14 protein-coding genes are annotated in these 12505 nt (G+C 36.7%); 10 read left to right on the top strand and 4 right to left on the bottom strand.

Features of this window, described 5'->3' with window-relative positions:
- Positions 1 to 81 precede the first annotated feature (81 nt).
- Positions 82 to 711, bottom strand: a complete 630-nt coding sequence (locus ACLMCG_RS05950; RefSeq protein ID WP_413959153.1) for a hypothetical protein — start codon at positions 709 to 711, stop codon at positions 82 to 84.
- A 120-nt stretch (positions 712 to 831) separates the two neighbouring features.
- A complete protein-coding gene (locus tag ACLMCG_RS05945) occupies positions 832 to 1260 on the bottom strand; it encodes a DUF4268 domain-containing protein (RefSeq protein WP_223600350.1) in 429 nt (142 codons plus the stop codon).
- A gap of 173 nt (positions 1261 to 1433) precedes the next feature.
- Here ACLMCG_RS05945 and ACLMCG_RS05940 point away from each other — a divergent pair, with 173 nt between their 5' ends.
- From ACLMCG_RS05940 to ACLMCG_RS05925, 4 genes are all read left to right on the top strand, one after another.
- On the top strand, positions 1434 to 1841 hold the full coding sequence (locus ACLMCG_RS05940; protein WP_223600565.1) for an RrF2 family transcriptional regulator: 408 nt from the start codon (positions 1434 to 1436) through the stop codon (positions 1839 to 1841).
- 88 nt (positions 1842 to 1929) lie between these two features.
- Entirely contained in the window at positions 1930 to 2121 is a 192-nt protein-coding gene (locus ACLMCG_RS05935) for a hypothetical protein (RefSeq protein WP_413959152.1), read from the top strand.
- 1 nt (position 2122) lies between these two features.
- Complete coding sequence (locus ACLMCG_RS05930; protein ID WP_223600348.1) at positions 2123 to 3010, top strand: sulfite exporter TauE/SafE family protein; 888 nt, start codon at positions 2123 to 2125, stop codon at positions 3008 to 3010.
- An 88-nt stretch (positions 3011 to 3098) separates the two neighbouring features.
- Positions 3099 to 3389 carry a putative quinol monooxygenase gene (locus tag ACLMCG_RS05925; RefSeq protein ID WP_047376912.1) on the top strand — a complete coding sequence of 97 codons (291 nt, stop codon included), beginning with the start codon at positions 3099 to 3101 and terminating at the stop codon, positions 3387 to 3389.
- A gap of 134 nt (positions 3390 to 3523) precedes the next feature.
- Here the strand turns inward: ACLMCG_RS05925 and ACLMCG_RS05920 are convergent, their stop codons facing one another.
- Together ACLMCG_RS05920 and ACLMCG_RS05915 are read right to left on the bottom strand one after the other, a co-directional pair.
- Positions 3524 to 4816: a T9SS type A sorting domain-containing protein gene (locus tag ACLMCG_RS05920; RefSeq protein WP_413959151.1), complete on the bottom strand. Its 1293-nt coding sequence runs from the start codon at positions 4814 to 4816 to the stop codon at positions 3524 to 3526.
- A 195-nt stretch (positions 4817 to 5011) separates the two neighbouring features.
- Positions 5012 to 5818 carry a choice-of-anchor J domain-containing protein gene (locus ACLMCG_RS05915; RefSeq protein WP_413959150.1) on the bottom strand — a complete coding sequence of 269 codons (807 nt, stop codon included), beginning with the start codon at positions 5816 to 5818 and terminating at the stop codon, positions 5012 to 5014.
- A 95-nt stretch (positions 5819 to 5913) separates the two neighbouring features.
- On the opposite strand from ACLMCG_RS05915, the gene ACLMCG_RS05910 reads away from it, so the two are divergent.
- From ACLMCG_RS05910 to ACLMCG_RS05885, 6 genes are read left to right on the top strand one after another with little or no spacing between them, the layout of a single operon-like run.
- Complete coding sequence (locus ACLMCG_RS05910) at positions 5914 to 8019, top strand: TonB-dependent receptor plug domain-containing protein (protein ID WP_413959149.1); 2106 nt, start codon at positions 5914 to 5916, stop codon at positions 8017 to 8019.
- Between the two features lie 16 nt (positions 8020 to 8035).
- Positions 8036 to 9151 carry an HmuY family protein gene (locus ACLMCG_RS05905; protein ID WP_413959148.1) on the top strand — a complete coding sequence of 372 codons (1116 nt, stop codon included), beginning with the start codon at positions 8036 to 8038 and terminating at the stop codon, positions 9149 to 9151.
- 21 nt (positions 9152 to 9172) lie between these two features.
- Positions 9173 to 10051: a heme/hemin ABC transporter substrate-binding protein gene (locus ACLMCG_RS05900; RefSeq protein WP_413959147.1), complete on the top strand. Its 879-nt coding sequence runs from the start codon at positions 9173 to 9175 to the stop codon at positions 10049 to 10051.
- Positions 10035 to 11075 (top strand): FecCD family ABC transporter permease, encoded by a 1041-nt coding sequence (locus ACLMCG_RS05895; RefSeq protein ID WP_413959146.1) that lies wholly within the window; start codon positions 10035 to 10037, stop codon positions 11073 to 11075. The genes ACLMCG_RS05900 and ACLMCG_RS05895 overlap by 17 nt, the downstream gene beginning before the upstream one ends.
- Positions 11075 to 11848: a heme ABC transporter ATP-binding protein gene (locus ACLMCG_RS05890; protein WP_413959145.1), complete on the top strand. Its 774-nt coding sequence runs from the start codon at positions 11075 to 11077 to the stop codon at positions 11846 to 11848. The genes ACLMCG_RS05895 and ACLMCG_RS05890 overlap by 1 nt, the downstream gene beginning before the upstream one ends.
- A 2-nt stretch (positions 11849 to 11850) precedes the next feature.
- Positions 11851 to 12501 carry a class I SAM-dependent methyltransferase gene (locus ACLMCG_RS05885; RefSeq protein ID WP_413959144.1) on the top strand — a complete coding sequence of 217 codons (651 nt, stop codon included), beginning with the start codon at positions 11851 to 11853 and terminating at the stop codon, positions 12499 to 12501.
- Positions 12502 to 12505 lie beyond the last annotated feature (4 nt).

Genomic DNA, 12505 nt, shown 5'->3' with positions numbered 1-12505 from the left:
TAAATTCAGGTTTCAGTTATAAAAAATTGAGTTCACATCTATATTCAATAATATTTGAGATTGGTACTAATACACTATAGATTACTGCTGAAAGGCTCCTTTTGGAAGTAAAGCGGCAGTTCTGTAATAACTGATATCAGTAGGGATCTGTGCCTGAAGATCCTGGAAGGTATCATAATCATAATGAACCCAGTTTTCTTCATGGTCGGGATCAGGAGTTTTGTCTACAGCCAGTTCAAGCTTTCCGTCTTCCTGATAGCTGCATTCTATAGCGGCATATTTTTCGCCACTTTCATCCTGGGTATACCAGCATTTTATCGTTCTTTCGAGCTGTGGTTCATGGGTTTCGTTATCAATAACCTGAGAACAGATGAAATTTTCAGGATCTTCCGTTTTGAAAACGGTTTTTGAAATTAGAGGTAAATCATCTACGGATAAGGAATACAACTTATTGGTAGAAATAATAAAACCGTCGGCGGTTTCTTTTTTTTCAATATCAAAAAAGTCAGATTTTTCCTTAAGATATTCTACTACATTCGCCTCGTCCTCTTCGTCACTTAAAAAATAATTGATGTTGTAAACACTGTCTTCGTTGATGAATTCAATTTCTTTTAGGAAATCGGAACCCTCCTCATAATAATACAGATGATATTCGTTTAGCTTCACAGCTTTACTTTTAGAGATGATTTCTCCAAAAATGTTTTTGTACACTTTTCTCATTTTTAATCACGTTATTTAGTTTCATCTATTAGTTTAAGTGGTATCACAAAGATAAGTTTTCTTTTTTTATCTAAGCCTGAAGTGTAAAATAGTATTTATTTCGTAAGTATTTTATATATCCTTTATAAAATCCTCATATTCATAGTAAAACCTTTCGAAACCGTCCATTTTATCAACAAAAAATTCAAAAATTTCTTGCCAGGTATTTTTATTGAAAATGGAAACACCAGACTTTTCTATCCATATCCTGCTGATAACCTTTCCGTTCTCAAGCGTAAAATATTCTTCTTTATGAAAGTCTCCGGTGTAATCTTTTAAGATGTCTTCCAATGACCAGATCTTTTCGTAGTAGGCGTTTCTGAAAATTTCGTCCTTCATTTCGATATCCAGAGAAACTTCTGCTTTTTTATTGTCCGCAGAAAATTTAAATGCCATATCCTTGATTTTGGTATCATAGAGAATCCATTTTCTGGGAAATGATCTTCCGAAAGCGGTCCAAAATTCCTTTTTTAACTGCTGTGCCTCTTGTTTACTGAACATATGGCAAACATAATGATTTAATAGGAGAAAGGCAAAAATGTGGTACTAAAACCGTGAAATTACGGATAAGCCAGATGAGCAAAAATACCTAAAGGCAGAGCTAAAATTGAATATTTATCTCTCTGCTTACAGCTCTTTTTCAAATGTTAAACAATTTTCTTATTTTTGCTGTAATGCTTTCAAAAAAATCTCAATATGCGTTTAAGGCGCTTTCATATCTTGTAGAAAAAAGAAATGAAGGACCGATTCTTATTTCCGAAATTGCGGAACACAAAAAGATTCCTTTAAAGTTTTTGGAAAATATTCTGCTTGAACTTAAAAAAGCGGAAATTCTTGACAGTAAAAAAGGAAAGGGTGGAGGATATTTTCTGAAGGAAAAACCTGAAAATGTGAAACTGGCCAAAATCATTCGTCTGGTAAATGGTCCTATTGCCATGCTTCCTTGCGTAAGTCTGAATTTTTATGAAAAATGTGACGACTGCAATGAAGATCACTGTGGACTTCATGATGTACTGATAGAAGTCCGGGATGCCTCACTGAATATTCTGGAGAGAAAAACTTTAATGGATCTGGTCGACTGACCTGATCCTTTTTTTTGAATTAATAGTCTACTTTTTTTGTAGGATAAATATTTTATCAGATATTTGCAGTACTTCAAATGAATAAACTATGATTTCAAAAGAAGAGGCAAACCCATTACAAAAGCTTACACTCTCCATGACTGCAGTGCATTCTGATGCTGCATATCGTATATCTGAAAATATTTCCTTGTACAGAAGTGCAGAAAACATGCGATCGTTAAATGTCTTTATTTTCGATGTGACAGATAATCAAGAAGTACTGACTAAAACGGTTTTTTAATATGGTGATTTCAAGAAAAATTCAGGTAAGGCTTAATGTCCTTTTTGTGACGGCTGTCATTATATCTATTGCTGTTTTTTCAATGTATGAACTGGGATATCTGGAAGAACTGCAGACTATTCTGGCAAAAGATAATTATATTTTTTACTGGATGCTTCTGGTAGGAGTTTTTGCAGAGATTGTAGCGGGATCAATGGGAATGGGATATGGAGTAATCTGTACCACCACACTTTTGCTTTTGAATATTCCACCGCATATTGTAAGCGCAAGTATCCATTCAGCAGAAAGTTTTACAACAGCAGCGGGAAGTCTCAGCCATATCAGACTGAAAAATGTAAGTAAAAGTTTAGTGAAGAAACTTGCAGTGCCGGCAGTTATCGGGGCTGTTATTGGTGCGGTAAGCCTTACTTACCTGGGTGAATATTATGCAAAGATCACCAAAACACTGATCGCTTTTTATACTTTATATCTCGGGATTCAGATTTTATCGAATGCCTTCAAAGAAAAACAAAGTAAAGCATTGAAAAGAAAAACCAATCTTACCAGACTTGGGGTGATAGGTGGTTTTATAGACTCTTTTGCCGGTGGAGGATGGGGGCCTCTGGTAACCGGAACCTTAATTAAAAATGCATTTACCCCAAGATTTGCTGTAGGAAGTTCTACTGTCGCCAAATTTATCCTTACCCTAACGGCCGCCGTTACCTTTTTCTTTACCCTGGGGATTCAGCACTGGAATATCATTCTCGGCCTTTTGATCGGCGGAATTATTACCGCTCCTTTTTCAGCTATGCTTACGGCAAAGCTCCCTGTGAAGAAAATGTTTGTGATTATCGGAACATTGGTAATTGTGATGAGTTCTATAACTATTTATAAATCAGTTTTTAATTAAAAATTATGCTTTATATTGAAAAATAAAGGGCTTAAAAAGATATTCGGTTTTGAAAATATTTTACTTTTACATCACTAAATATTAGAACATGAATTTACATATCATTGCACTTTTTAAGTTTAATGAAAATTATCTGATGGATGCGGTAGAGCTGTTTCAGAACCTTGTGAAAGAAACAAGAAAAGAAGAAGGCTGCCTGCAGTATGACCTTATTGAGGATAAAGATAATAAAGGAACTTTCTTCCTGATCGAGCTTTGGGAAAGCGTAGAGCATCACAACAGACATAATGGTCAGGACCACCTTTTGGATTTCCGTAAAGATGCTTCCAAAATCATGGAGAGCTCTGCAGAAGTTTATAAAGGATTTAAAATATATTAATATTGAAGATTTAAAGACTTAATGATTTAAGAATTTAAAGATTTTTTTAGATTTCCTTAAAAAATAAAAGGCGGTTTCAAACTCTTGAAACCGCCTTTTTATTAGAAAAAATAGAAAGTATTAAAATAAAAAGTTTATTTTACGATTAGCTTTTTCGTCTCCGAATGGCCGCCGTAAGTGATTTTTACAAGGTAATTTCCTGATGTAAGCGTAGAAAGGTTCAGATCCTGCTTGTAGAAACCTGCCTGATTGGTAAGTTCAGCAGAGTATACCTTTTTACCGGTAAGATCATAAACCTCCACATTTCCTTTGTTGCTTGCTTTTTCTTTAACATCAAAAAGAACCGTTACTTTTTTATCTGCTGTTGCAGGGTTAGGATAGATACCAAAAGAAGCTTTTTTTCCAACTTCGGTAATTCCTAATGTTTCAGTAATTTTTTTGTATTTGAAATACATATTTCCTGTACTTGCTCCACCATTAGTCGTGAAGTACATTCTGTAGTAGTCGTTTCCTTTTTTCACATAGTATACCACATCACTTTTTACTGTTCCGATGCCTTTCCATGAGTGTCCAACAGTTGTAATAGCTGATGAGAAGCTTGCATTGGCAGGGATTGTATAAGCTGTTGTAGCCTGTGTTTCCGGCTGTGTCATTGCTACTTTGATATTAGGGCTTTGGATGGCTCCGGAAAGCGGATACATCTGCACACCCATATAGAATGTGTAATATTTTGTGAATACGAAATCCCATGCAGTTCTTGACGGCTCAAGACCAGGAACTTTTGCACCGGTATCAAATGAGAAATAATTGAAATAAGAATCATCCGTTCCGTTAGCAAGTGTTCTTGTTTCTGTAGCTCCCCATGAAGTACCATTCCATTTTGAATATTTAAAAGTATATCCTGCAAAGGCATCTTCAATAGCAAATTTGATGTATGTTCCAGAAGGGTATTTTAAAACAAAAATAGCTTTCCCCTGAATATGGTGATTCACCGGATTGTAAACTCCCCATCCTGTTGAAGGGATATTAGGATTTGGAGATGTCACAGGCCCCTGTTCAAAAGCTCCCTGACTCCAGTCAGTGGTCTGGTCCGGATTATAAAGAGGATCTCCCCATGAAGCTTCATTGCTGATACTGATATTATCCCAATCTGCTAAATTGGTTGAAGCAGTGAATACCTCAATGTCCTTTGCATCATTTATTCTTGATCCAAATGCATAGTTTGAATTTCTATAAAAAGCAACATCCCAGGTATTGGCAGGCTGAGAAACCATATTGCCATCTGCAAGGTCTACAAATACTCTGTTTTGATAGCCGCTCCCCATTGTCATATTTACCTGTGAGTACCCCAATGCATCAGTTTGTGCCAAAACAGTCTGCTGAACAGACATAGCCAATACTGAAGCCAATAATAGTTTTGTTTTCATAACTTATTTTTTAAATCCTTATTTAGAATGATTCCACAAAAGTATATAATTATTTTTAATGAGTCTAAATAAAAACATGATTTTTATCGTGTTTTTATATTAATTGTACTTTTATTTACATAAAATATGGACACAGAAAAGCCGGAAGGAATGATCCCGCCGGCTTTAAAAAGGAAAATAATAGTCTAATAAACCTTATTTTTTGATGAATTTTGTCTGAATCGTTTTTCCTTCAGAAGTTTCAATATTCATATAATAAACTCCGGTCTGAAGAGTACTGATATCAAAATTTTGTCCGTTTGGTTTTCCTTCTGTTGCTTTTTGTCCGGCAGCAGAGTAAATACTGATATTTTTAAGATCTTTCTTTGATTTAAATTCCAATGCTGTTTGATCAGAATTTAAGGCAAATCTGATATTTTCTGTCACTTTATTGTTGTCATTTACTCCTAAAGATGCTGTCGTGTTGTACACTACATTATCAACCTGGATCGCAACGTGCGTTGCTGTAGGAGTGAATTTAAATACAATATATGAACCTGTAGATGCCGGAATATTTACACTGATATTCTGAACTGTACCAATAACCGATACACTGATAGGGCTTCCGACAGGAACAAATGTTGACATATCCGCAGGATTGGATGCTACCCCAATTTGGATGCTACCCGGACCGGGTGATGGAGATACTAAAGTTGTATCAAAAGTTAATGTCTTATTTCCTGTTGGAGCTTCAATTTGAGGAGAAATCAGATATGAAGACCCTGTCGCATTATTTCCTGCATAGGATTGAACGAACCTGTTAGAATCACCTGCTACAATCATTCTCGGAGGTACTGGAGGAAACTCTCCGGTAATTGGTGCAACAATGGCAGACCATCCAAACTGAGGAAAGGTTGTATTCCCAGCTGTAAAATTATTGAAATTTTCATTGATGTTAGATACCTGAGCATTCGCTGTTAAGGCTGTAAACATCAGAGTTCCTAAAAGTAATTTTAATTTCATGAGATTATTTTTATTTAGAATTATTCCACAAAAATATATATTTATTTTTAATGAGTCTAAATAAAGTTTTATATTTGTCGAAAATTTGTACCCTTATGAAGAAGAAAGTGCTTTCCGTTCTATCATTATCCGTGGCCTTATGGGTGAATGCACAAGAAAAGGATTCTCTTAATCAAAAGAAAATTGAAGAAGTTGTTATTACAGGACAGTACATGCAGCAGTCCATTAACAAATCGATATATAAGGTTGATGTAATTGATGCAGAACAGATTAAAAATATGGCAGCCACTAATGTTGCCGAGGTTTTAAATCAAAGTCTTAACATACAGATCACTCCGGATACCCGTTCAGGAAATTCCACGGCCAATATTATGGGACTTAATGGTGATTATGTGAAAATCCTTATCGACAATATTCCGGTAGTAGGAGATACAGGATTGGGAAGTAATATTGACCTCACGAAAATTACCTTGAGCAATATCGAAAGAATCGAAATTGTAAAAGGAAGTATGGGCGTTGAATATGGAAATGGTGCTGTTGCCGGAGTAATCAACATTATTACGAAGAAAACCAGTACAAAAAAAGTAAGCGTAAGAGGTTCGGTACAGGAAGAAACGGTAAGAGATAATTATGATCTTAAGAAAAAGGGGAACGGAAGACATATTCAGAACCTGAATATAGATTATAATATCAGCAATGAATGGTTTGCCAGCATCAATTTCAACCATAACCAGTTTATGGGATATGAAGGAGAAAGCAAAGGTTACAAATATTTCGGACAGGACAATCAGAGAGGCTATGAATGGAACCCGAAAGACCAGTACGACGCCTCTGCATTGTTAAGATATACAAAAAACAAAACAACATTTTTCTACAAACTGTCCTATCTTAATGAGAAATTTAACTTTTACAACCCGGAAGTAAGCAGAAATCCGCTTAATGACGGAGTAGGTGGAGTATCTTATGAAAGTAGAGACAGAAAGTACAATACCGACCGCTGGGTGCACCAGTTTAATATTCAAACCAATCTGGGACATATCCGATACATGGGAGATTTCTCCTATCAGAATCAGGATAGAAAATATTACGACTACAATTACGACATCCCGAACAGAGCGATAAAGAGCCGTCAGGACGAAAAATCTTACTATAAAACCGATGTTATTTATTCAAGAGGGATGTTCAGTAATTTCCTTGATAGTAAAGTTTTTGATTTCCAGTTAGGATACGAATTAGACTATACCAATGGATATGCTGCACTGATTGCCGGAGATTTCTTTGGAGAAGCGGTAAAAAGAAAAATATTTACCTATTCCAATTTCCTTTCTGCAGAATGGAATGTTTCAGACAAGTTTTCATTGAGACCGGGAGTAAGACTTTCCCTTAGTGAGAACTTTAATGATCAGTACAACTATTCCTTATCAGCAAGATATAAAACTTCTGAAAATTCAAACCTTAGAGCGATTGTAGGATCTGCAAACCGTTTCCCTAAATATGATGAACTGTACACGTATTTTGTAAACCTTAACCACGATGTACAGGGAAATCCTGATTTAAATCCTGAAAAAGGATTCTCTGCTGGACTTTTCTGGAATCAGAACTTTTCAGTGGATAATGGCTGGAAAATCGCTTACGGAATAGATGCGTTATATCTGGATGTACGTGACAGGATTGAAATGGTTGTGGTAAAACAACCTTCTACCTATAAATACATGAACCTTAATACCTATAGAAATCTATTATTCTCAGCTAATGTAGATTTTAGAAAAGATCAGTTTGCCCTGTCTTTAAGAGGATCTGTAAACGGAACATCCGTATCAATGAACGAATTAACATCCTCTTCTCCTACAGATTTCCAGTATTTGGTACAGGCAGGCTCTTCTGCAACGTACAAACTGAAAAATACCGATACCAATTTTGCCCTTTACTACAAATTTACAGGTCCGGACAGAATTTATGTGTCTGATGGAGCAAGTGGTTTCCGCCTTGGAAAAGTAGACAGTTTTCATACGATGGATTTTATCGTAAGCCAGCCTTTCTGGAATAAGCATTTTGAAATTTCTGCAGGGGTGAAAAATATATTTGATGTAACGAGATTAAACTCTACTGCAGTTGCCGGTTCAGCCCATACAGCAGCGAGTGGTTCTGTTAATTTATACTATGGCAGAAGCTATTTTGCCAGATTAATGTTTCAATTTTAAATAATAAGTTACTGTTATGAAATATTTAAAAATATTTTCTGTTCTTTCCATCATGGTGGCCACACAGTCCTGCCTCTCTGCAGATGAAGATCCGGTTCCGGTTCCTCCCATGACTGGATCAGAAGTCAATGTAAAAGTTGGTGGTCCTACAGAACCTAATCAGGTTTGGATTGATCTGAGTGATTACACCAATCCGGCTGTCAACAGCAGAACAGATTGGGATCTTGGTTTTTATACAGGAGATGAATTTCGTGTGATAATGAACGGCTCTCTTGCTATGACAGTTATTAAAATACCTGATGCTGCAGATATCGGTAAAGTAAAAGATGCTGATGTTGAAAGTTTGAAAGAAATTGCTCAGGTGGGGACATTTGATGCTGCCAACATGAAATATATCGACAATCCTAATGGTAATTTTCTGACTCAGACTTCCGGGATTGATGCCATCAAAGAAAATGATTCTGATAATCCTGTTTATCTGATCAATCTGGGAAGAGAAATACCTTCCGCAGCCAATATCGGGGCAGGTTCCGTTTCATTGTCCGGTGATCCGAGAGGATGGAAAAAAATTCAGATCCTGAGAGCTCAGAATGGATATAAGATCCGCTATGCCGATCTGAATGCAACAGGAACAGATATCAAAGAATATATCATTACAAAAGATACTGAATACAACTTTTCGTTCTTCAACCTGAAAACAGGTACACCTGTAAAAATTCAGCCTAAGAAAAAAAGCTGGGACTTAGCATTCACAACGTTTACCAATGAGGTATTCATGGGACCTACAACCAGTGCGGGAAGCTACTTCTATGCAGATTTTGTAACGACCAATACCTTGAATGGAGTAGGTGCCTATCAGGTAAGTGTTACAGGAAGTCTTGACCAGGCTTATACCGCATTCAAACTGAAAGACGTTGAACCTGCCAAATTTGTTTTTAATGATCATAGAGCCATTGGTGATAAGTGGAGAACAACAACGGGGACGGCAACGAATCCGGTTCCTTTTGTCTACTCAGACCGTTTCTTTGTATTGAAAGATGCTGAAGGTTTCTACTTTAAACTGAGATTCAATAAAATGAAAGACGAAAATGGAAACCGCGGGTACACCAATTTTGAATTTGAACCTTTATAAATAATCAAATAATAGTATATCATGAAAAAATTCATCCTTGCAGCTTCTGTACTTGTAGCAGTATATTCTTGCAAAAAAGCAGAAGCATCAACGAAAGAAAATACAACGGAAGCCACTTCTGAAGCACCAAAAACCAACAATAAAATAGTAACGTTAAACGGTGGAATTACTGAAATCGTAGCTGCTTTAGGCCACGAAAAAGAAATCGTAGGAACAGATGTTACAAGTACTTATCCTGCATCTTTAAAAGCTACGGCTAAAGATTTAGGTCACATGAGATCAATGACCATTGAGCCGATCATGGCGGTGTCTCCAACATTAATTTTAGCTTCTGATAAAGATATCAACCCGGAATTAATGGGGAAAATCAAATCTTCCGGAATTAAAACTGAAGTATTCAAACAGGAATATACAGTAGATGGAACTAAAAAGTTAATTGAATCTGTAGCAAAAGCGATTGGAAATACAGATTACCAGAAATTAAATGACAAGATTGACGCTGATCTTAAACAGGTACAGCCCATTGCTAAAAAACCAAAAGTATTGTTCATCTACGCCAGAGGAAATATGCTGATGGTGAGTGGTAAAAATACACCAATGGCTTCATTGATCACTCTTGCAGGAGGTGAAAATGCTGTAACTGATTTTGAAGATTTCAAACCATTGACACCTGAAGCCGTTGTAAAAGCTAATCCTGATGTTCTGTTCTTCTTTGAAACAGGCTTACAGGGAGCAGGAGGAAATGAAGGCGCTCTTAAAATGCCGGGTGTTTCCCAAACCAATGCAGGAAAGAATAAAAAGATCATCGCAATGGATGGAGGTTTAGTGTCAGGTTTCGGACCGAGACTAGGAGAAGCAGCAGTAGGATTAAACAAACTTTTAATTGAAAACACAAAGTAAACTATACTTTTATCTTATTATAAGTGCAGTACTGCTGGTCATTATAGCAGTGCTGTCACTTAATACAGGAGTTTATGATTTCGGAGAGAATTCTCCGTTCAGGGCACTGTGGCAATTTATAAAAGGTGATCCGTCTTTGTCCTTAAGTGATAAATATGTGATTTGGGACGTAAGAGCAGCCAGAATTGTTATGGCAATTTTAATAGGGGGAATGCTTTCCGTCTCGGGAACCAGCCTTCAGGGACTTTTTAAAAACCCGCTGGCAACAGGTGATTTGATCGGCCTTACATCCGGAGCAACCCTGCTGGCGGCAATTGCGATTGTTTTAGGAGGACATTTCAAAGAATACCTTCCTGAGGTTGTACAGTTTTCATTGGTAGGAATCGCTGCTTTTATAGGATCATTCTTATCTATGATGCTGGTATACAGGATTTCAACAAGCGGAGGAAAAACAAATGTAGTGATGATGCTGCTTACCGGAGTTGCAATAACCGCAATAGGTTTTTCAATAACCGGGTTCCTGATCTATATTTCAAAAGATGAACAGCTTAGGGATTTAACCTTCTGGAATCTGGGAAGTCTGGCAGCCGCTACATGGACAAAGAATATCATTCTGGCCGTTGTAATGACGATAGCTTACATGATTTTATTACCAAAAGGAAAAGCTTTGAATGCTATGATGTTGGGAGAAAAAGATGCACAGCACCTGGGAATCAATGTGGAAAAACTGAAAAAACAGATCATCATCACCGTTGCATTAATGGTGGGAACCTGTGTAGCATTTTCAGGGACAATTGGTTTTGTAGGTCTTATTGTACCTTATATTTTAAGACTTTTATTCAAATCCAATAATACCTTTATCCTGCCTTTATCAGCCATGTGCGGAAGTATTTTGCTGCTGACCGCAGATACGTTCAGCAGAAGTATCGTAGCGCCGTCTGAACTTCCGATCGGGATTCTGACTGCACTGATGGGAGGACCTATCTTTATTGCTATTTTGGTTAAATTTAAAAAATCACTGTAATGATCAAGGCACACCAGATTAATTATAAACATAAAGAATTCCGTATTCTGGATGGAATAGATGTCTCTCTGGAATATGGTGAATTTTTAGCCATTGTAGGTCCGAACGGAGCAGGGAAATCAAGCCTTCTGAGTGTTTTGGCAGATGAAGTGAAATCCGGAAAACAAAAAGTATTATTTAAAGATAAACTTATTTATGAGTGGAACGTGAAGGAGCTTTCCAGACATAAAGCAAAATTTTCGCAGCACAACAGTAATGATATTCCGCTTGAAGTAAAAGATGTAGTCATGATGGGAAGGTATCCTTATTTTGATGCCCAGCCCGGTAAAGAAGATCTGGAAGCCATGAATAATATGATGTATGAAACCGATATTTTTCATCTGAAAGACAGAGATTACAATACCCTGTCCGGAGGAGAAAAACAAAGGGTACATCTGTCAAGAGTAATGGCACAATTACAGAACGACATTACCCATAAACTGGTTTTTCTGGACGAACCTTTGAACAATTTGGATATAAAACATCAGTATAAGGCGTTGGAAATTATCAAAAACTTCACAAAAAAAGCCAACAGTGCCATTGTTGTTTTACATGATCTGAACCTCGCAGCACAATTTGCAGACAAGATATTATTGATGAAATCAGGAAAAGTTTCCGCCTTTGGAACTCCACAGGAAGTTTTCACAGCAGAAAACATCAGCCAAGCCTATAATTTTCCCTGTACCATCTGCGGACACCCTATTACGAATAACCCAATGATCATTTTTGGATAACCATGGAAAAAGAAGAACTTAAAATCCTTGCACAGAATCTTGCCAATCCTCAGGGAGAAAAAGGCATTGAGATTGGTGAAATGATGAATGCCACCAACATCGGGATGACGTTAGAAAGTATCAAAACACTTGTGATAGATGACGATCAGCATATTCTTGAAATAGGACACGGCAATGCCGGACACCTGAAAAGTATCATGAGCCTTGCCAAAAACCTCAGATATACAGGAATCGATATTTCTGAAACCATGCACAATGAAGCCAGGAAACTCAATAAAGAATTTGAAAACCAGGCAGATTTTATTTTGTATGAAGGGAAGAAACTTCCTTTTCAGGACGGGACTTTCAACAAAATATTTACAGTAAATACTGTCTATTTCTGGGAAAATCCGGTAGAATTTTTAAATGAGATCTACAGGGTTTTGAAAGATGACGGAACACTCGTCCTTACTTTCGGGCAAAGAGATTTCATGGAAAAACTGCCGTTTACGGAATATGATTTCACACTCTACAACAACAATGAAATGGAAGAACTGATCTCCAAAAGTCATTTTAAAAGAATGAAAACTTCCGAAAAAGAAGAGCAGATAAAAAGTAAAACAGGAGAAGAAACAATACAAAGAATTTATACAATTTTAACCATAAAAAAATAAAATA

The sequence above is a fragment of the Chryseobacterium sp. S90 genome (genome assembly GCF_047444895.1).
Lineage (GTDB): Bacteria > Bacteroidota > Bacteroidia > Flavobacteriales > Weeksellaceae > Chryseobacterium.
This window is presented reverse-complemented; position numbering and strand designations above follow the sequence as displayed.